18 protein-coding genes are annotated in these 18835 nt (G+C 72.6%); 9 read left to right on the plus strand and 9 right to left on the minus strand.

What is annotated here, in order from left to right:
* Positions 1-10 precede the first annotated feature (10 nt).
* The 4 genes from CHF15_RS20070 to CHF15_RS20085 form a co-directional block, all read right to left on the minus strand.
* On the minus strand, positions 11-3247 hold the full coding sequence (locus CHF15_RS20070) for an SAV_2336 N-terminal domain-related protein (RefSeq protein ID WP_245938925.1): 3237 nt from the start codon (positions 3245-3247) through the stop codon (positions 11-13).
* Positions 3248-3277: 30 nt separating this feature from the next.
* The gene (locus CHF15_RS20075; RefSeq protein WP_089225201.1) at positions 3278-4297 is read right to left on the minus strand and encodes an AAA family ATPase; all 1020 of its coding nucleotides are present in this window, start codon (positions 4295-4297) and stop codon (positions 3278-3280) included.
* Between the two features lie 133 nt (positions 4298-4430).
* The gene (locus tag CHF15_RS20080; protein ID WP_179279876.1) at positions 4431-6509 is read right to left on the minus strand and encodes a VMAP-C domain-containing protein; all 2079 of its coding nucleotides are present in this window, start codon (positions 6507-6509) and stop codon (positions 4431-4433) included.
* Positions 6510-6529: 20 nt separating this feature from the next.
* The gene (locus CHF15_RS20085) at positions 6530-6904 is read right to left on the minus strand and encodes a CU044_2847 family protein (RefSeq protein WP_089225203.1); all 375 of its coding nucleotides are present in this window, start codon (positions 6902-6904) and stop codon (positions 6530-6532) included.
* Positions 6905-7061: 157 nt separating this feature from the next.
* Between CHF15_RS20085 and CHF15_RS20090 the strand changes: the two genes are divergently transcribed.
* Positions 7062-7244: a DUF6104 family protein gene (locus tag CHF15_RS20090; protein WP_089225204.1), complete on the plus strand. Its 183-nt coding sequence runs from the start codon at positions 7062-7064 to the stop codon at positions 7242-7244.
* 39 nt (positions 7245-7283) lie between these two features.
* Here the strand turns inward: CHF15_RS20090 and CHF15_RS20095 are convergent, their stop codons facing one another.
* Positions 7284-7859, minus strand: coding sequence for a DUF4232 domain-containing protein (locus CHF15_RS20095; RefSeq protein ID WP_089225205.1), 576 nt, complete (start codon positions 7857-7859; stop codon positions 7284-7286).
* 259 nt (positions 7860-8118) lie between these two features.
* Between CHF15_RS20095 and CHF15_RS20100 the strand changes: the two genes are divergently transcribed.
* The gene (locus CHF15_RS20100) at positions 8119-8988 is read left to right on the plus strand and encodes a DUF4097 family beta strand repeat-containing protein (protein WP_089225206.1); all 870 of its coding nucleotides are present in this window, start codon (positions 8119-8121) and stop codon (positions 8986-8988) included.
* A 1-nt stretch (position 8989) separates the two neighbouring features.
* Positions 8990-9892: a PadR family transcriptional regulator gene (locus CHF15_RS20105; protein ID WP_089225207.1), complete on the plus strand. Its 903-nt coding sequence runs from the start codon at positions 8990-8992 to the stop codon at positions 9890-9892.
* Positions 9893-10172: 280 nt separating this feature from the next.
* Here CHF15_RS20105 and CHF15_RS20110 read toward each other — a convergent pair whose 3' ends face one another.
* Together CHF15_RS20110 and CHF15_RS20115 are read right to left on the minus strand one after the other, a co-directional pair.
* Positions 10173-11135, minus strand: coding sequence for a zinc-binding dehydrogenase (locus CHF15_RS20110; RefSeq protein ID WP_089225208.1), 963 nt, complete (start codon positions 11133-11135; stop codon positions 10173-10175).
* A gap of 133 nt (positions 11136-11268) precedes the next feature.
* Positions 11269-12516 carry an NAD(P)-dependent malic enzyme gene (locus tag CHF15_RS20115; protein ID WP_089225209.1) on the minus strand — a complete coding sequence of 416 codons (1248 nt, stop codon included), beginning with the start codon at positions 12514-12516 and terminating at the stop codon, positions 11269-11271.
* Between the two features lie 496 nt (positions 12517-13012).
* Here CHF15_RS20115 and CHF15_RS20120 point away from each other — a divergent pair, with 496 nt between their 5' ends.
* The 3 genes from CHF15_RS20120 to CHF15_RS20130 are packed head-to-tail and all read left to right on the plus strand — an operon-like array spanning position 13013 to position 15716.
* Positions 13013-13954: an ABC transporter substrate-binding protein gene (locus CHF15_RS20120; protein WP_089225210.1), complete on the plus strand. Its 942-nt coding sequence runs from the start codon at positions 13013-13015 to the stop codon at positions 13952-13954.
* A gap of 26 nt (positions 13955-13980) precedes the next feature.
* On the plus strand, positions 13981-14931 hold the full coding sequence (locus CHF15_RS20125) for an amino acid ABC transporter permease (RefSeq protein WP_089225211.1): 951 nt from the start codon (positions 13981-13983) through the stop codon (positions 14929-14931).
* Positions 14928-15716 (plus strand): amino acid ABC transporter ATP-binding protein, encoded by a 789-nt coding sequence (locus CHF15_RS20130; protein ID WP_089225212.1) that lies wholly within the window; start codon positions 14928-14930, stop codon positions 15714-15716. Before CHF15_RS20125 ends, CHF15_RS20130 begins: the two co-directional genes overlap by 4 nt.
* A 69-nt stretch (positions 15717-15785) precedes the next feature.
* On the opposite strand, the gene CHF15_RS20135 is transcribed toward CHF15_RS20130, so the two are convergent.
* On the minus strand, positions 15786-16550 hold the full coding sequence (locus CHF15_RS20135; RefSeq protein ID WP_089225213.1) for a class I SAM-dependent methyltransferase: 765 nt from the start codon (positions 16548-16550) through the stop codon (positions 15786-15788).
* Positions 16551-16629: 79 nt separating this feature from the next.
* Here CHF15_RS20135 and CHF15_RS20140 point away from each other — a divergent pair, with 79 nt between their 5' ends.
* A complete protein-coding gene (locus CHF15_RS20140; protein WP_089225214.1) occupies positions 16630-17259 on the plus strand; it encodes a CGNR zinc finger domain-containing protein in 630 nt (209 codons plus the stop codon).
* Here CHF15_RS20140 and sodX read toward each other — a convergent pair.
* Positions 17163-17597: a nickel-type superoxide dismutase maturation protease gene (gene sodX / locus CHF15_RS20145; protein ID WP_089225215.1), complete on the minus strand. Its 435-nt coding sequence runs from the start codon at positions 17595-17597 to the stop codon at positions 17163-17165. The genes CHF15_RS20140 and sodX overlap by 97 nt on opposite strands.
* A gap of 139 nt (positions 17598-17736) precedes the next feature.
* On the opposite strand from sodX, the gene sodN reads away from it, so the two are divergent.
* Together sodN and CHF15_RS20155 are read left to right on the plus strand one after the other, a co-directional pair.
* Positions 17737-18132, plus strand: a complete 396-nt coding sequence (sodN, locus tag CHF15_RS20150) for a superoxide dismutase, Ni (protein ID WP_018563636.1) — start codon at positions 17737-17739, stop codon at positions 18130-18132.
* Between the two features lie 383 nt (positions 18133-18515).
* Positions 18516-18835, plus strand: a 320-nt coding sequence (locus CHF15_RS20155) for a helix-turn-helix domain-containing protein (protein WP_143681597.1), incomplete at its 3' end; no start/stop codon positions are given.

Genomic DNA, 18835 nt, shown 5'->3' on the forward strand with positions numbered 1-18835 from the left:
ACCTGTCTGGTCATGGCGGCGTCTCCAGCACCCGCATCCGGCTCCTGGTGCGCAGGGCCTCGGGCGAGGCCGGGCCGCCGGCGGCCTGCCACTGCTCCCAGGACTCCCGGTACGCCTCCAGTGCCGCGGCCACCCCGGCGGTGGTCTCCAGCACCTCGCCCCGCCGGTGCTGCGCCTGGGCGGCGAGCAGGGGGTTGCCGGCGGCCACCGCGTCGGCGGCCGCGCGCCGGTACGCCACGGCGGCCTGCTCCAGGTTCTCCCGCACTCCGGTGCGGTTGCCCAACGCCACGCGCACGTCGCCGAGTTCCAGCGCGGCGCGCGAGGACACCGACGGATCTTCGGCGCGTCCGGCCTGTTCGAGGGTCCACGCCGCCTCGTGCAGGTCGGCGAGGCCGCCCTGCCGCTGGTGCCGCAGGCGCAGCGCCCGGCCGAAGTGGAGCCGACGGGCGGCCGCTCCCGCCGTGTGCGGCGGCGTCTCGGAGACCGCCTCCCGCAGCACGTGCACCGCCTCGGTGACCAGTGCCGTCTCCCCGGTCCCGGCGGCGCGTTCCAGCAGCACCTCACCCCGCTCCGCCAGCAGTGCGGCGTGGACGGGCGAATCCACCGGCACCAGGGGCACGGCCCGCGCCAGGGCGTCGTCGGCCCGGCGCAGCGGACCCGGTTCGGCGGACTGCGTGTAGCGGGCACGGCAGATCCCGGCGGTACGACGCAGGCACTCCGCCTCCAAAGGCCCGTCCCCGAGGTCGTGCGCGAGGTCGCGGGCCTCCTCCAGCGCCTCCGCGGCCCGGTCCCAGCCGCGGCCACCGGTCTCCAGGGCCAGCGCCTCCGCGAGATCCAGCAGGGCCGCGGGGAGGTCGCCCCGCGGGATGTCCGTGGGGTCGGCGGGCCGGGCACCCGCCTCCAGGTCGGCCACCGCCCGCAGCACGAGGGCCTGCTGCTCCGTGCCGTCGCCACGGGAACCCGCCGCCCGGGCCCGGGCGAGCAGCACCCGCCCGCGTTCGAGCAGCAGCGCGGCCGGCAGCCCGGACGGCGGCCAGCGCGGCAGGAGCGCGGTGAGACAGTCCTCCGCCTCCGTGAGCAGCAGGGCCCGCTCGTCCTGCCCCAGCGGGTCGTCGAGCCGTTCGTCGATCACGTACAGGGTGCGCAGTGCCTGCGCGTGCAGCAGAGCGCACCGCAGCAGCGGTTCCGGCTCCGCCCCGGGGTTCCGCAGGGCCGTGCGGCACTGGTCCGTCGCCCGCAGCAGATCGGCCAGGGCCGCGTGCAGCTGCCCGTTCGCGATCCGGTCCGCCGCCCGCTCCTTGAGGACGGACACCAGTGTCACGGTGGCGGCCGGCCCCGTCCCGCCCGGGACGTCCGCACCGGTGGTCGCCGCCGTGAGTGCGTTCTGTGCGGCCTGCTCCGCCTCGTCCAGCGCACCGGGGTCGCGCCATTCCCGCCACGCGTACAGCAGGGCGTCCGCGAGGCGGACGTCGGCGGGCACGCGGGCGGCCCGCAGCAGCCGGACGGCTTCGAGCAGGTCACGGCTGGCCCCCTCTCGCTCGTACCGCTCCAGACTGGCCAGTCCTTCGGCCGCGGGATCCGGTTCGACCGCCGCGGCCGGTTCCGGGGAGGCTCCGGACGGGGCCGGGAGCACGAAGGTCGGCTCGAACCGGCGCAGCACCCGCTCCGAGACCCGGGCGAAGGGCTCGGGAACGGCGTCGGGACCCGTCGCGGGCTCGCGGCCCGCGCCCGAGAGGTACGCGACGGCGACCGCCGGGAAGTTGCGGGCGCTCCGGCCGAAGGTCCGCTCGATGTACAGGGAGCAGTGCTTGAGGACCAGTGCGGCCTCTCCGGCGCTGAGCCGGCCGAGCAGTTGATCGCGCACCCCGGGCAGGAAGTCGTACCACAGCCCCTCGGCCCCCGGCTCGTCCTCGCTGTCCTTGGCCACCCGCACCAGGCCGCTGAGAAGGATCTCCGCGAGTTCCGGCGGTCCGGTCTGCGGGAGCATCGAGCGCTGGACGAGCTGCATGACCGGCAGCGTCAGGGGTGTGGCGGACAGATAGAGCGCGAGTTGCCGTGCGGGGGCCGAGGCGGACTCGTCGAAGACCCGGACGAGTTCCTCCGGGCCGAGATCCTCGGAGCCGGGGGCGCGCGGGGCGACGGCGGACTGCTCGGCGCTCACCCACGCGGCGGCACCGTTCAAGGTGACGCCCGCGGTGCCCGCCGAGAGCCGGCCCCAGACGTCGAGCGCGGCAGGCACCGGGGAGAGCACGGGGACCGGCAGCGCGTCGGACGGTACGGGACCCCGGACCCGGCGCAGCGGATGGAATCGGGGTGCACGGTGCCCCCCTCCCTGCGGCCGGCGGAGCAGACCGGGCACCGCCGGCAGGAGGGTACGCCCCCACAGCCGCTGGGGCAGCGGCTGCACGACCGCGACGGGGGCCGTCCGCACCCAGCGGTGGAGCATCCGGTGCAGGGCCCCGCTCTGCCACAACGGCCCGGCGCAGTCGCTGACGACGAGACCGAGGTTGCGGCCCGTGGGGTCGAAGAGCTGCTCCACAGGGCGCAGCGCCTCGTGCGCTCCCGGGCCGGAGGAGATCGCGACGCCGTTCCCGCGCGGACGGAGGTAATGGATCGTCACATTCCTGAAGGCGCCGACCCTTTCGCAGACCTCCCGGAGTTCCTGCAGCATCTGCTCCCAGACGGCCATCGAGGCGGAGGCGTCCATCAGCAGGTGGAGTTCGGCCTCCTGCCGGCGCACCCCGCGCAGGACGGGCAGCACCAGGCCGCCCGCTTCGGCGGTCAGATCGGCTGTGGCCGGCTCGTCGAGTTCGGTGCGGACCGCTGCCACCTGGGGGCGGTACGACTGGATCGGCCGCAGGCTGCGCTCCAGCGGCAGCAGCCCGGGAAAGGCGGAGGCCGCAGGAAGTGACACCGTGCGCACGGCGTCACCGACGGGGGGCGAGGACGACTGCGCACCACCGCGGCGTGGATGCAGATCGACTTCGTGCCTCCCGGCGGCGAAGGGCTCCGCCGGGTCCGCGTCCGCCCCGGGCGGGTACGGGTCGCCGGCCCCTCCGGCGGGTGCGGGAGAAACGTCCTGATCCCATCGGTCCGACCGCGACCGGCCCGTGGGGGCCCGGGTTTCCCGGCCCTCAGGGCCGGCCCACTGCGCCAGCCACAGCGCGTCGGCGATCCCTTCGGCGTCCAGCCTGACCCCGGCGTCCCTCATCCGGCCGATGAGCTCCTCGAAGGCTCGGCCGGTCACCTCCTCCGGCGTGCCGGAAGGCACCTGAGGTCACCGCGTCCGGTCGAGCGGCCGCAGCAGTTCCGCGGTGAGCCGCTGGCGGGTCTCGTCCTCGTCCACCCAACCGGCCTGCTGGGTGAGGTGGATCGCGTTGAGCAACTGGTCGACCGCGCGCACGTCGCCCGGCGAACGGGCGAGGAAGGAGTCGATCACCGAGTCGTACCGCTCCGCCGCCTCGTCCCCGAAATGCGCCCGCACCATGCCCGCGAGACGCTCCTTGTCGGGTACGCCGATCTGCAGGTGGATGCAGCGGCGCATCAGCGGCGCCGGGAAGTCGCGTTCCCCGTTACTGGTGAGGACGATGAAGGGGAAGGCGTTGCAGCGGATCTTCCCGTGGCGCACCGTGACGATGCGACCGTCGTCGTCACGCACCGCCACCTCCGGGGCGCGGTCGGCGATGCGTTCCAGTTCGGGGATGGTGAACTCACCCTCCTCCAGGACGTTCAGCAGATCGTTGGGGAGGTCGATGTCGCTCTTGTCGAGTTCGTCGATGAGCAGGACACGCGGCCGGGACGACGGCAGGAGCGCCGTGCCGAGGGCCCCGAGGCGGATGTAGCGGCCGATGCCCCCTGCCGAGTCCTCCGCACCGGAGGTCCCGGCGGAACGTTCGATCTGCAGGTCCTGGAGCCGGCCGATGGCGTCGTACTGGTAGAGGCCGTCCCGGAGCGTGCTGCGGCTGACGATGGGCCAGCCGAGGACGCGGCCGAGTCCGAGTTCGTACGCGACCGAATGCGCGAGGGTGCTCTTTCCGCTCCCCGGCTCACCGGTGACCAGCAGCGGGCGGCGCAGATAGAGGGCCGCGTTGACCAACTCGCGCTCGTGAGTGCCGGGGCGGTGGTAGCGGGCCTGGCGGCGCAGCACGCCCAGCCTGCGTTCGGACCCCGGGTCCAGGGGGGCGGGAGGCGGCACCAGTGGCGCGCCGTCGAAGTCCCGCCACGGAGGAGGTGGCGGCAGCTCGGCGATCCCGTCGTGCGGGGCTCCCGCGCCTCGGTAGATCAGCCACTCACTCACGTCACACTCCTCGTCGCTGGCGGTTCGTCGGCAGAGGGTCGGGAGGTGTGGGCCGGCCGGGAGCATCCTTCTCAGTACAGAACGCTATGACAGTACCCACGCGTACGGAAGGTCACGACGGTTTCCGGTCGCGTCATGACAGGAGGGGGAAGTGTACTGACGGGCCGAAGAGTTGAGGCAACGGGTTGCCGGGATCGTCATAGAGCAGGACGAGGCTGCCGAGGTACCGCGCACCGTCGTCGTCGTCCTCCACGGCGGCCCGCAGCCGCCGCAGACGTTCGGGCAGGTCCCGCACGGAGCTGTGTTCGTGCCGCCACTCCGGGGCGTCCAGCAGCGACGACATCCGGGAGTGGAAGCCGTCGCAGCGGGAACCGCACGAAAGGTCCGGATGGCCGTCGACCCGCCACAGGGCCACCGGGAAACCGCTGTCGAGCGCCACCGAGGCGGAGTCGCGCCCCACCCCCTGGTCCACCGCGCCGCACAGCACCGGCACCGCGTTGTACGGCGCGGCCCGTACCTCGCCCGGCGTCGTCCGCGCGCCCACGGGCGGCAGCCGCAGTCCCCTCAGGCGTCGCGCTTTGACGAGACGCTGCCACCTGTCCTGCCACTGCGGGTCGGGGTCGCCCCGCCGACCCACGTCGCGCACGACGACCTCGCGTCCGCTGCCGACCGCCCGGGGCACGGCTGCGCCCGGGGGCCCCATGGTGTCCTCCCACAGGTGGGCCGCCGTGCCGAGGCGCTCGTCCGGCACCGCCACTTCGAGCCGGGCCGGTGATCCGCCCGCCGCGTCGGCGCCCTCCAGCGCCCGGCCGAGCACTCCGCGGACCTGTTCGACGGCCTCGTCGAAGCCCAGTCCGTACGGCTCGTGGTCGGCCGCGACCTGTCTCCAGCGGCCCTCCCCGTAGCCGAGCCTGATGGCCCAGTTGAACAGGTCACCGCGGTGGCCGTACGCGAGCGGCTCGAACTCCACGAGCACGGTGGGCGGACCGGACTCGCCTTCCGTCCCGGCCGACGACGTCCGCGCGGCCGGCGGCACCGCCGCGAAGGGTTCCGCGACCGGACCGAGCCGGGCGAGGTCCGCGCGGTGCTCCGGCGCAAGGTCCTCGCCCCGCGCAAGGACCCAGCGCTCGAGCCTCTCCAGGCGGTGCTCGACCTCCGCGGTCGGCCGCTCGCCGCCGCACCGCACCTCTTGCGCGGCCATCATGAGGTAACGCAGGAAGACCAGAAGCTCCCGGTAAGGGTCCGGGTACCCGTACAGGACCCCGTGGCCGTCCCGCCATCCCACCAGCCGCGGCTGCCAGGAGCGCTCCGGGATGTCGAGCGCCCGGGCCACGGTCCGGCCGACGATGTCGGGGGTCTGCGGGCCGGGCAGGGCCGCCAGCAGGCCCAGGGCCTTGGTCCGGTCGACGGGGGTCCAGCGCCCCGCGTGGATGGGGAGCCTCTTCTGGACGTCCGCCCAGGTCGTGCGCGCGGGCCCGGAGGGCTGCTGACGATCCGCGTGCCACCGGTCGTGCCGTCGCATCAGCTCCGCGTACGGCTCCGGGCCGAGGTCCTCGCCACCGGGCAGCAGATGTGCCGGGGACAGCTCGCGCAGGGCGGAGAAGTGGTTCGCCAGCACTCCCGTACCGGTGGAGTGGCGCGACTTGACCACCCCCACCAGTTCCCCGCGCTCCATGTCGATCAGCGGGCCACCGGACATCCCCTTCGCCACCCCCGGTCCGGAACTCAGGGTGAGCAGGGGGCCCTGCTGCGCGGTGAGCTCGCACTTCATCTCCATGAGCTCGACCGCCCCGGCCGGGCCGTCCTGACAGCCGAAGATGGCCGTGTCGTCGAAGAGCGGTTCCGGACGGTCGCCGAGCCAGATGCAGGGATGGTCCGGCAGGGGGTCGGACAGCAGGTGGACGAGAGCCAGGTCGGGGCGGGTACCGTAGCGCTCCTCCCAGAACGGGACCGGTCCCGCCGGGTGCGGCAGGCAGTAGGCCGCCCGGCCGGCGACCAGCCCGCCCGCGATCACCACGCCGAGGTCCCCGGTGCCCCGTGGCCTCCCCTCCCGGTCGAACAGCACGTGGGCGGCCGTGAGCACCCATCCCGGGGCGACCAGGAAGCCGCTGCCCCACACACCGTGCGCCGTACCGCGGGGGCCGCTGATCGCCACCGTCGCCTCACGGCTCAGCTGCCGCAGTTCGCCGCGCGCATCGGGCCCCGACGCCACCGCTACCCCGTAGCCCGGCATCACCGGGCCGGGTCTTCACCGTCCGCGTGGCCGCCGGCGCGACGGTCCCGCCAGGTCAGAGTGATGGCCAGGTTTGCCTTGGCCTCCCCGTCGGCCAGCAGGGCGATGGCCTTGCCGGGCTTGGCGGACACCTCCACGCCGAAGGCGACGCTCACCTCGTCCGGCGCCGCCGCGGACGCGGCCCGGCGCACGGAGGCGGCCACACCACGCACGAGCGGCTCGAGCCCTTCGACGCGGGCCGTGAGGTCGTCCCAGACCGAGACGTCCTCCCACTCGTCGATCCGGGAGTCCCCGCCCTCGACCTCCAGACGGGACACGCGGGCCCACACGGTCGTCCCGTCCGGCAGCTCGATGGGTCGTGCGCGATCCCCCATGACATCCTCCCGATCCCCCGGGGCCCGTGTTCCGGGCCCCCCCGCGAGTTGACGAATGATCAGGCTAGCCCGCCGACCGGCGGCAGCGCGAGAGCTTCGCCGCTGTGCATATCCTGACCGGGTCAAACGTTCTCGACCGAGTGTTCCGGAGCACCCCTTGTACTTCACCGACCGCGGCATCGAGGAACTGGCGAACCGGCGCGGCGAGGAGGAGGTCACCTTCGAGTGGCTCGCCGAGCGGCTTCGGGAGTTCGTCGACCTCAACCCGGAGTTCGAGATCCCGGTGGAGCGGCTGGCGACCTGGCTGGCCCGCCTGGACGACGAGGACGAGGACGAGTGACCGCACTCCGCGGATCCCTCCGCGACCCGGCCGCCCGCCTCAGGCGCGGGACGCGCCGAAGGCGCCGAAGCTCACCCGCCCCCCGCAGACGCTGAAGACGGCCGGGGCCCCGTCGGCCCCGGTGACCTCGACGGTCCGGGCCACGTCGCCGGGGAGCGTGATCTCCACGCGGGAGGCCTGGACGGGGCAGACCTCGCGCGCCGAGGCGGTGCCCTCGAAGTTGAGGTCGGTGTACCCGACGTCGGCGACGGCCGTGGCGCGGGGGCGGAGGTCAACGGCCCGGGTGCCGGCTGCGGCGGAGTTGTCGGTCTCGACGGGGGCGGCCTTGCCCTGGTCGTCCCGCGCGGTGAGGCGCGTGGCGCCGGCCAGCGTGCAGGGGGCGCCCGAGGTGTTGGTGACCTCCACCCTGGCGACCGCGGGCCGCCGCGCGGTCGCGTGGACGGCGGCGGCCACGAAGCGCACGGCGGTCGTGCCGGCCGTGCAGGCGCCCACCCGGGCGGGCGCGGGGCTCACCTCGGCGGCGGGCGCACCGGCGTCGGCGCGGGTACCGCAGGCGGCGAGGGCGAGGCCCGTGAGGAGCAGGACGGCGGCGGGCGGAGCGGTGCGGGGGCGCATGGGGGTCGAGCACATCATCCGGGGCCCCGTACGGCCGGTCACGGCGCGCACGACTTCGCGTCCCGCGTGAGGGACCTCACCCGTACGCCGCACAACCGGCCGTACCGAGGCCGCGTTCCGCAGCGAACCGCCACCGGGGCGCGCACGGCGCTCCCTTGACTTCCGATCCACGCGATATATCGTGTCTCTAGGAGAGACGCGATATGTTGCGTTGCCGTCGTTGCCCCGGGGCGCCCGGGTGACCCCAAGGAGGGGCGAAATGAGCGGAACACCCGGCTCACGGGAGTGGACGGTCACCGAGCCGCACAAGATGGTCTTCGACGGTTACGTCGACACGCTGCACGTCCGCGTCGTCAACGGCGCCGTCAACGTGGTCGGCGTCGACGAGGGCCCGGCCCGGCTGGAGGTGAGCGAGCTCGACGGCCCGCCGCTGATCGTCTCGCACGAGGGCGGCACGCTCACCGTCACCTACGAGGACCTGCCGTGGAAGGGCCTGCTCAAGTGGCTCGACCGCAAGGGCTGGCGGCGGCACGCCGTCGTCTCGCTCGCGGTCCCGCAGCGCACCAACGTGTCGGTCGGCGTGGTCGGCGCCAGCGCCGTGGTCTCCGGGATCTCCGACCGCACCGCCGTGCGGGGCGTCAACGGCGACATCACCCTGGTCGGCCAGGCCGGCCCGGTGACCGCCGAGACGGTGGCGGGGAACGTGGAGGCCCAGGCGGTCTCCGGCGACCTGCGGGTCAACACCGTCTCGGGCGACCTGACCGTGGTCGAGGGCAGCGGCGCCACCGTCAAGGCCGACTCCGTCAGCGGCAACATGGTGCTCGACCTGGACCCGCGCAGCGGGGCCGACGTCCGGCTGACCTCCGTCTCCGGGGAGATCGCGATCCGCATCCCGGACCCCGGGGACGCCGAGGTGGACGCCAACACCACCAGCGGTGACGTCTCCTGCGCCTTCGACGAGCTGCGGGTCAGCGGGCAGTGGGGGGCCAAGCGGATCTCCGGCCGGATGGGGTCCGGCGGCTCCCGGCTGAAGGCCACCACGGTGTCGGGCGCGATCGCGCTGCTGCGCCGCCCGCCGCAGCAGGACCACGGACCCGCGGACACGGACCCGTTCCGGAAGGAGGTCTGAGATGGCCCCCGTCTTCGCCCACGGCCGGCTCCGCCTCTACCTGCTCAAGCTGCTGGACGAGGCCCCCCGCCACGGCTACGAGGTGATCCGGCTGCTGGAGGAGCGCTTCCACGGCCTGTACGCCCCCTCCGCCGGCACCGTCTACCCGCGGCTGGCCAAGCTGGAGAAGGAGGGCCTGGTCACCCACTCCACCGAGGGCGGCCGCAAGGTGTACTCGATCACCGACGCGGGCCGTGCCGAACTCGCCTCCCGCAGCGACGAGATCGCCGACCTGGAGAACGAGATCCGCGACTCCGTCTCCACGCTCGCCGCCGAGATCCGCGAGGACGTGCGCGGCGCCGCGGGCGACCTGCGGCGCGAGATCCGGGCGGCCGCCCAGCAGGCCTCGCGCACCCAGCCCAAGTCCTCCCCGGCGGACTGGAAGGAGCAGATGCGCCGCTCGAAGGAGGAGATCCGGCAGGCCCGCGAGGAGGCCCGCACCGCCAAGCGTGCCGCGCGGGAGGCCCAGGACGCCGCCCGGGACGAGGTGCAGCGCATCGCGCGCCGCGTCCACGAGGAGGTCCAGGACCACGTCAGGCGCGGCGACTGGCAGACCGGCGTCCGCGAGGGGCTGGCGGAACTCACCCGGGAGCTGGGCCAGTTCGGCCGTACGTCCACCTGGCCGCCGTATGTGAAGCCGGAACCCGCGGAGACGCCCGAGTGGGGCGCGGAGGACGCAGCCGTGACCGAGGACCCGGCCCGTGACCTGGAACGCCTGCTGGACCGCTTCCGCGACGACGTACGCGACGCCGCCCGCGACAACGGCGTGGACGCCGAGCAGCTGCGCGAGGTGCGCCGCCATCTGTCCACGGCGGCGGCCCACATCGGCGTCGTCCTGCGCGGCGGGCGCAAGGACCGGAACTAGGGCCGTCCCGTCGATCTCCGCGGCCCGGCCGTCCGTCCGGGCGCCCCGGCCGCGGGATCCCAAATCCCGGCCCGCCCCGCTTCGCGGCCGAGCGCGCCGATGTCGATCTGCCCGTGAGGACGACCGGGTCTGTGCCGTCATCGTGTGCGGGGCGTCATCGTGTGCGGGGCGCCGGGCTGGCGTGCCTGGCCGTGGGAGCGCCACCGGCGCGCCTGAAGACGGGCTTCGACGATCCGACCGGCGCCGGGCCGGGCGCGGCGCCCCGGCCCGGCCACGGACCTCAGACGGTCAGGACGACCTTCCCGAACAGGTCGCCGTCCGCCATCTTGGCGAAGCCCTCGCGGGCGCGGTCCAGCGGCAGCACGGTGTCGACGACGGGCCGCACCCCGGTGAGCGCGCAGAAGCTCAGCAGGTCCGCCAGCTCGTCCTTGGTGCCCATGGTCGAACCGACGACCTTCAGCTCCAGGAAGAAGATCCGGTTCAGCTCGGCGGCCTTCGGGTTCGGCCCCGAGGTGGCCCCGGAGATCACCAGCGTGCCGCCGGGGCGCAGTGACTTGACCGAGTGGGACCAGGTCGCGGCGCCCACGGTCTCGATGACCGCGTCCACGCGCTGCGGCAGCCGGGCACCCGGCTCGAAGGCGGCGTCGGCGCCGAGGTCCTCGGCACGCTTGCGCTTGGCCTCGTCCCGGCTGGTGGCGAAGACCCGCAGGCCCGCGGCCTTGGCCAGCACGATGGCGGCCGTGGCGACACCGCCCCCGGCGCCCTGGACGAGAACGGAGTCGCCGGGGCGCACACCCGCGTTGGTGAAGAGCATCCGGTAGGCGGTCAGCCAGGCGGTGGGCAGGCAGGCGGCCTCCTCGAAGGACAGCTCCTTCGGCTTGGGCAGCAGGTTCCAGGTGGGCACGGAGACCTTCTCGGCGAAGGTGCCCTGGTACTTCTCGGTGAGGATGCTGCGCGGCTCGTCGGGGCCGACCCCGTGCCCGCTCAGGCCGACGACGGGAAAGACGACGACCTCGTTGCCGTGCTCGTCGATCCCGGCGGCGTCGCAGCCGAGGATCATCGGCAGGCTCTCCTCGCCGAGCCCCACCCCGCGCAGCGACCACAGGTCGTGGTGGTTCAGGGAGGCGGCCTTGACGGTGACGGTGCTCCAGCCGGGCCGTGCCTGCGGCTCGGGGCGCTCCCCGAGTTCAAGGCCGTTCAGCGGCTGGTCGCGGTCGATTCGGGCGGCGTAGGCAGCGAACATGACCTTGACGCTAGCGCCGTACGGTGCCCCGGCGTAACCGCGCGGGGATGTGACACGCGCCGCGCGGCGCGGTGCCCGCCGGTCGCGGGCACCGCGCCGCGCGACGGCGTGGTCTGCGGGCGTACGGCGGCGCTCAGCGGCGCGCGACGCCCTCGGCGCGGGCGGCCGCGGCCACGGCGGCGGAGACCGCGGGGGCGACCCGCTCGTCGAACGGCGAGGGGATCACACAGTCGGCGGACAGCTCGCCGTCCACGACCGCGGCCAGCGCCTCGGCGGCGGCGATCTTCATGCCCTCGGTGATGCGGGAGGCCCGCACCTGCAGCGCCCCCGAGAAGATCCCGGGAAAGGCGAGCACGTTGTTGATCTGGTTCGGGAAGTCGCTGCGCCCGGTGGCGACGACGGCCGCGTACTTGTGCGCCACCTCGGGGTGGATCTCCGGGGTGGGGTTGGCCATCGCGAAGATGAAGCAGCCCTTCGCCATGGTGGCGACGGCCTCCTCCGGCACGGTGCCGCCGGAGACGCCGATGAAGACGTCCGCGCCCGCGAGCGCCTCCTCCAGGGTGCCGGTGAGCCCGGCCCGGTTGGTGTACGTCGCGAGCTCGCGCTTGGCGGCGTTCAGGTCCTCGCGGCCCGCGTGCACCACGCCCTTGCGGTCGGTGACGGCGACGTCGCCGATGCCGGCCTCGACGAGGATCTTGGCGATGGCGACGCCGGCGGCGCCGGCCCCGGAGATCACCGCGCGCAGCTCGCCCAGCGCACGGCCGGTCAGCCGGGTGGCGTTGCGCAGCGCGGCGAGGGTGACGACGGCCGTGCCGTGCTGGTCGTCGTGGAAGACCGGGATGTCCAGGCGCTCCTGCAGCTTGCGCTCGATCTCGAAGCAGCGGGGGGCGGAGATGTCCTCGAGGTTCACCCCGCCGAAGGAGGGGGCGAGGCGCACGACGGTGTCGACGATCTCGTCCACGTCGGTGGTGGCGAGCGCGATCGGGACCGCGTCCACACCGCCGAACTGCTTGAAGAGGATCGCCTTGCCCTCCATCACCGGCAGCGACGCCTCAGGGCCGATGTCACCGAGGCCCAGCACCGCCGTGCCGTCCGTGACGACCGCCACGACCTGGGACTTCCACGTGTAGTCGTGGACCAGTTCGGGCTGCTCGGCGATGGCGGTGCACACCCGGGCGACACCCGGCGTGTAGGCGAGCGACAGGTCGTCGGCGTTGCGGACCGGGACGGTCGCGGTCACCTCCATCTTGCCGCCGCGGTGGAGGGCGAACACCGGGTCCACGGGGCTATCCGGGCCGTCGCCGTCGGTGCTCTCCGCGCGTTCGGTGCTGTCGGTGCTGCTGGTGCTGTCGGTGCGAGGATTGACAATCTCCGCTGCCACTGTTGACCCCTTTGTCCGAATTGTCTATGAGGGTACTACCCCCTACAACAGGGGGTAGGTGGGCTCGGCTTCCGCACACCCGGACTCGAGTGGTCCCGGGCGCGACGGAGGCCAGGCGCGCCGCACGCACGCCGAGGGGCCCCCGGTGAGGGGTGATGGTCCGTTGTACCGGAAGACGCTTTCCGCTGACGAGTCTGTTCGCCGCACCACGGCTTCGCACATCGGGAACTTCTGCGCACAACGCAACAAGTCGTCCGAATAGCGGGACAAGGAAAGTGATGCACGCAACTTCGCAGCGCGGCCCCACCACGGTCCGGCCTTGGTGTACCGGCCTGGCGAGGGCCAGGGGATCGCCCGTTATGCGATTTTGACACATCCGGACCCCCATGAGGACGTGTCCGGATGGCAAGATGCGGAGATCACACGCGTACGCGACACCCGAACGCGTGTGCCCGGAAAATCGCCTGCTCCCAGGACTCCCGCAGGAGGAACCAGCATGACCGCACGTACCACCCGTCGCTCGACCGTGACGAGCCGCTTCGCCGCGGTCGCAGCGATCGCGGTCGCCGGTGCCCTCGCCCTCACCGGCTGCGGCGACCAGACGGAGAAGGGCGGCTCCCCGTCCGCTTCGAGCGACGCGTCCAAGGCTCCGCTGTTCGCCAAGCTTCCGAAGTCGGTGCAGTCGGCGGGCGTGCTCAAGGTCGGCTCGGACATCGCGTACCCGCCGGTGGAGTTCGTCAAGGACGGCAAGAACGTCGGCATCGACCCCGACCTGGCCGACGCCATGGCCAAGCAGCTCGGTGTGAAGGTCGAGTTCAACAACGGCACCTTCGACACCCTGCTGACCGGTCTGCGCGCCAAGCGCTACGACATGGTCATGTCCGCGATGAGCGACACCAAGGACCGCCAGGAGGGCGTCGACTCCTCCACCGGCAAGAAGGTCGGCGAGGGCGTCGACTTCGTGGACTACTTCACCGCGGGCTCCTCGATCATCGTGAAGAAGGGCAACCCGGAGGGCGTCAAGTCCCTGGCGGACCTGTGCGGCAAGAAGGTCGCCGTGCAGCGCGGCACCACCTCGCAGGACCTGCTCAAGGCCCAGAAGTGCGACAAGCCGATGTCGATCCAGCCCTTCGACACCGACACCGAGGCGCAGACCCGTCTGAAGGCCGGCGGTGTCGTCGCCGACGTCTCCGACTTCCCGGTCGCCGCGTACGCGGTGAAGACCTCCGGCGGCGGCAACGACTTCGAGCTCGCCGGCGAGCAGGTCGAGGCCGGCCCGTACGGCATCGCGGTCGCCAAGAGCAACACCGAGCTGCGCGACGCGCTGCAGGCCGCGCTGACCGCCGTCATCGAGGACGGCACCTACACCAAGGTCCTGGAGAAGTGGGGCGTCACCGACGGCGCCGTCACCGAGGCCAAGATCAACGGCGGCTCCTGAGTCACGACAGCAAGAGGCCTTCCTCCATGTCCGAAGCGAATGACAAGGTCCCGGCCGGCACCCCGGCCGGGACCCCGCCCGCCGCCGCCTCCCGCCCGGAGGCCATCAAGGCGATCCCCGTCCGGCACTATGGTCGCTGGATCTCGGCGATCCTGGTGCTCGCCGTGCTCGGCCTGCTGGTCAACGCGTTCGCCAACGCGAACGTGAACTACGGGGCGATCCCGGACTTCCTGTTCGACTCCACGGTCCTCAAGGGCCTGCGGAACACGGTCGTCATCACCGTCGTGTCGATGGCGCTGGGCCTGGGCCTGGGCATCGTCCTCGCGGTGATGCGGCTGTCCAAGAACCCCGTGACCTCCTCGGTGGCCTGGGGCTACATCTGGTTCTTCCGCGGCACCCCGGTCTACGTCCAGCTGCTGATCTGGTTCAACCTGGCGCTGATCTTCCCGGTCATCAATCTCGGCTTCTACAAGGACGAGATGAACCAGTTCATGACCCCCTTCATGGCCGCGCTGCTCGGCCTGGGTCTGAACGAGGCCGCCTACATGTCCGAGATCGTGCGCGCGGGCATCCAGTCCGTCGACGAGGGACAGACCGAGGCGTCGCACGCGCTGGGCATGACCCAGGGCCAGAACCTGCGCCGCGTGGTGCTGCCGCAGGCGATGCGGGTGATCGTCCCGCCGACCGGCAACGAGTTCATCAACATGCTGAAGACCTCGTCGCTGGCCGCGCAGGCCGCCCAGTACGCCGAACTGCTGCGCTCCACCACCGACATCGGCAACACCACCGGTGCCACCGTGGAGATGCTCTTCCTCGCCGCGGTCTGGTACCTGGTCCTCACCTCGGTGTTCTCGGTCGGCCAGTACTACCTTGAGCGCCGCTACGCCCGTGGGACGACCCGCAACCTGCCGCCCACCCCGTGGCAGCGGATCAAGCAGAACCTGGGCACCTTCCGCCGCCCGGAGGTGGCACGATGACCGACTTCAGCAAGGGCACCGGCGCCCACCCGATGGTCAAGGCCGAGGCGGTGCACAAGCACTTCGGCCTGGCCCACATCCTCAAGGGCATCGACCTGGAGGTCGCCCCGCGTGAGGTGTTCTGCCTGATCGGCCCGTCGGGCTCGGGCAAGTCCACCTTCCTGCGGTGCATCAACCACCTGGAGAAGATCAGCGGCGGCCGGCTCTCGGTCGACGGCGAGCTGGTCGGCTACCGGCAGAAGGGCGACAAGCTCTACGAGCTCAAGGACCGCGAGGTCGCCGCCAAGCGCCGCGACATCGGCATGGTCTTCCAGCGCTTCAACCTCTTCCCGCACATGACCGCGATCGAGAACGTGATCGAGGCCCCGGTGCGCGTGAAGAAGGAGGCCAAGGCCGTGGCCCGCGAGCGGGCGCTGGCCCTGCTGGACCGGGTCGGTCTGCGCGACAAGGCCGGACACTACCCCGCCCAGCTCTCCGGCGGCCAGCAGCAGCGGGTGGCCATCGCCCGCGCGCTGGCGATGGAGCCCAAGCTGATGCTCTTCGACGAGCCCACCTCCGCGCTCGACCCCGAGCTGGTGGGCGACGTCCTGGACGTCATGCGGGGCCTCGCCGAGGACGGCATGACGATGATCGTGGTCACCCACGAGATGGGCTTCGCCCGCGAGGTCGGCGACGCCCTGGTCTTCATGGACGACGGCGTCGTCGTCGAGACCGGCCACCCGCGCGACGTGCTCACCGACCCGCAGCACGACCGCACCAAGGCCTTCCTCTCCAAGGTCCTCTGAACGCGCGTGCGTGAGGGGCGGCGCCGGTCGGCGCCGCCCCTCACGCGTTCCCCCGCAACGGGGTACGGATCACTTCAGCCCGAGGACGATCGCATCCGACACCGAACGCCAGACCTCCCGCGCCTCCCCGAAGCCTGCCTCCCGCAGGGCCGCGGCGTGCCAGGCCGGGGGCAGCTCGTCGCCGTCGGCGTGGGAGCCGTAGATCACGAACCGTTCCTCGGTGGGACCGGCCAGCACCGGGTCGGCCTTGGCGGTGGCCCACCACTGCTCCCAGTCCGGCACGCCCGCCGCCCGCTGCCGCTCGCGGCGGGCCCGGTCCAGCTCGCGCACGGCCGCGTTGAGCCGGGGCGTCGAGGCGTCGGGCATGTGGTCGGCGTTGAGGAAGACCCCGCCGTCGCTCAGCAGGCCGGCCAGCGTCCCGTACAGGGCCTTCAGCGGCCCGGGCTTGAGCCAGTGCAGGGCGGTCGCGGTGAGCACGGCGTCGTACGTGTCGTACGGCAGGGCGCGCTGCCAGTGCGGGTCGCGCAGGTCGGCGGTGACGAACTCGATCCTGCGCTCGCCGGCGAAGTGGCCGCGGGCGATCGTCAGCAGCGCCGGGTCGAGGTCGACGCCGGTCGAGCGGGCACCCGGAAAGCGCCGCAGCAGCCGGTCGGAGATGCTGCCGGTGCCGCAGGCCAGGTCCAGCACGCGGGGCTCGGGGCCGGCCAGCGCCTCCACCATGTCGAGCATGACCCGGAACCGCTCCTCGCGGTCCGGCAGGTACCACTCCTGCTGCCGGTCCCAGCTGTCCTGCCAGGCCTGCCAGTCGGTCGCCGCCGCGGTGCTGTCGGACATACGGTTCCCCTCCAGTCGTAATACCCTTAAACCAAGAGCAGTCATTACCGACCTTAGAGCGCACGCGTAAGGACTACAAGTGGAACTCGCCTATTACTCCGATTACGCCGTGCGCCTGGTGAACAGCGAGGAGCCCGAACGCGGCATCGACCATCTGACCTCGGTCGACGCCGTGCGCGAGCTGTTCGGCCCGTCCAGCCTGGCCGCGGCCCGCGCGGGCGACGCCGACGTGCAGCGGCTGCGCACCGTCCGCACCCGGCTGCGCGGCGTCTTCGAGGCCGCCTCCGAGAACGACGAGGTGCGTGCCGTCGACCTGCTGAACGCGCTGCTGCTGGAGTTCCCGGTCAGCCCCCAGGTCTCCGGCCACGAGTACCTCGACGACAGCGGCCGGCCCGACTGGCACATGCACCTCGCGGAGCACGCGGCCACGGCGACCGCCTCGTACGCCGCCACCGCCTGCATGGGCCTGGCCTTCCAGCTCACCGACCTCGGCGTGGACCGGCTCGGCATCTGCCAGGCCACCACGTGCCGCAACGCCTACATCGACACCTCGACCAACCGGTCCCGCCGCTACTGCTCGGACCGCTGCGCGACCCGCGCCAACGTCGCGGCCTACCGCGCCCGCAAGCGCCTGGAGAACGAGCGGTCGGCCCTGAGCGGCCTGACGCAGGACGCCAGCCAGCCCGCCACACCCGCCACCGAGCGCTGAACCTCGCGCGGCGGCCGGAAGCGCCCCCGCCCCCGGGCGAGCACCAGCTCGTCCGGGACGGTGCCGAACTCCCTGCTGTCGTTCTCCACGAAGGTGTTGTCGCCCAGCACCCACCAGCCGCCCTCGCGCCGCTCCACGGCGCGTTTGACGATCAGCAGGTCCTGCTGGAGCGGATGGCGCAGCACCACCACGTCACCCTCGCGGACCTCCGCGGCGCTCCTGACGTGCTGCACCAGCAGCCAGTCGCCGTTCTGCAGCGTCGGCACCATCGACGGACCCGTCACCTCGACCAGCTGGTACGGCACGCTCCTCCTCTGCCCGGCCCAAGCCTCGCGCATGCTCGGCCTCCTTCTCCATCCTCCATCAGCCTCAGGGTGACACCAGACTTTTGTCCTAAGCACCAAGGGGCGCCCGAGAAAACCACTCGACAGGGGAGTAATCTCCCTGGTGGAAAGACGATCACGAGGAAGGACAGTCATGCTCGCTCGCCTGTTCGCGCCCAAGGTCAAGGTCAGCGCTCACTGCGACCTGCCCTGCGGTGTCTACGACCCGGCCCAGGCCCGCATCGAGGCGCAGTCCGTCAAGGCGGTCCAGGAGAAGTACCAGGCCAACGAGGACCCGCACTTCCGGGCCCGCGCCATCGTCATCAAGGAGCAGCGCGCGGAGCTCGTCAAGCACCACCTGTCGGTGCTGTGGAGCGACTACTTCAAGGCCCCGCACTTCGAGAAGTACCCGCAGCTGCACCAGCTCTTCAACGACGCGCTGAAGGCGGGCAGCGCCGCCAAGGCCTCGACCGACCCGGCGACCGGCCAGAAGCTGCTCGACCTGATCGACCAGATCGACGCCATCTTCCAGGAGACGAAGAAGGCCTGACCTGCCGTCGGCGATCCGCGCCCGGTCCGGACGGCCCCACGAGGGCCCTCCCGGACCGGGCGCGGTCGTATGCCCCCCGGGCCGGAGGCAGTGACGGCCCGGGGGGCGCTTCCGCGGGCCACCGGCACGCCGTCCCGAGCCGTCACTCGCGCTCCCGCGCGCGCGGACGCACGCGCTCCGGAAGAGCGGGGGCAAAACCGCGGAAGTCCATGTGCGGGGCGACCCGGTTTTGATGGACTCGCCCCCGTGCCGGAACCGCCCCACGGAACCGGGGTGAAGGTGCAGGTGGGGGGGTGTGGGTCCGGGTCGGGTGGGTGGGCCCGCTGTAGACTCGATCTCACTCGGACGGGTCAACCGACGTGCTAGCAGGAAGAATCCATCCCGTGGTGAACGCACTGCAGGAACTGATCAAGCGCCGGCTGGAGCAGCGGGGCTGGTCGTACGGTGAGGTGGCGCGGCGCGGTGGTGTCCCGCGGTCGACGGTGCATCACCTGGCGACGACCGCGCGGGTGGCCCGGATGCCGCAGCAGTCCACGCTGGAGGGTCTGTCACGGGGCCTGGAACTTCCGTTGGAGGCGGTACGCCGGGCCGCGGCCGAGGCCTGCGGGATCCACCTGTACGTCGAGGACGGCACCGGCACCACCCCCGACCCCGAGGTCGCCACCCTCATCGCCAGCGTCCAGCAGCTCTCCGAAGCCGACCG

It is taken from the genome of Actinacidiphila glaucinigra, assembly GCF_900188405.1.
Lineage (GTDB): Bacteria > Actinomycetota > Actinomycetes > Streptomycetales > Streptomycetaceae > Actinacidiphila > Actinacidiphila glaucinigra.

Coding starts and splice junctions, on each gene's coding strand:
- CHF15_RS20085 (WP_089225203.1), bottom strand. CDS start 6,904: ATGGGGGATCGCGCACGACCCATCGAGCTGCCGGACGGGACGACCGTG.
- CHF15_RS20095 (WP_089225205.1), bottom strand. CDS start 7,859: ATGCGCCCCCGCACCGCTCCGCCCGCCGCCGTCCTGCTCCTCACGGGC.
- CHF15_RS20100 (WP_089225206.1), top strand. CDS start 8,119: ATGAGCGGAACACCCGGCTCACGGGAGTGGACGGTCACCGAGCCGCAC.
- CHF15_RS20105 (WP_089225207.1), top strand. CDS start 8,990: ATGGCCCCCGTCTTCGCCCACGGCCGGCTCCGCCTCTACCTGCTCAAG.
- CHF15_RS20110 (WP_089225208.1), bottom strand. CDS start 11,135: ATGTTCGCTGCCTACGCCGCCCGAATCGACCGCGACCAGCCGCTGAAC.
- CHF15_RS20120 (WP_089225210.1), top strand. CDS start 13,013: ATGACCGCACGTACCACCCGTCGCTCGACCGTGACGAGCCGCTTCGCC.
- CHF15_RS20125 (WP_089225211.1), top strand. CDS start 13,981: ATGTCCGAAGCGAATGACAAGGTCCCGGCCGGCACCCCGGCCGGGACC.
- CHF15_RS20130 (WP_089225212.1), top strand. CDS start 14,928: ATGACCGACTTCAGCAAGGGCACCGGCGCCCACCCGATGGTCAAGGCC.
- CHF15_RS20135 (WP_089225213.1), bottom strand. CDS start 16,550: ATGTCCGACAGCACCGCGGCGGCGACCGACTGGCAGGCCTGGCAGGAC.
- sodX (WP_089225215.1), bottom strand. CDS start 17,597: ATGCGCGAGGCTTGGGCCGGGCAGAGGAGGAGCGTGCCGTACCAGCTG.
- sodN (WP_018563636.1), top strand. CDS start 17,737: ATGCTCGCTCGCCTGTTCGCGCCCAAGGTCAAGGTCAGCGCTCACTGC.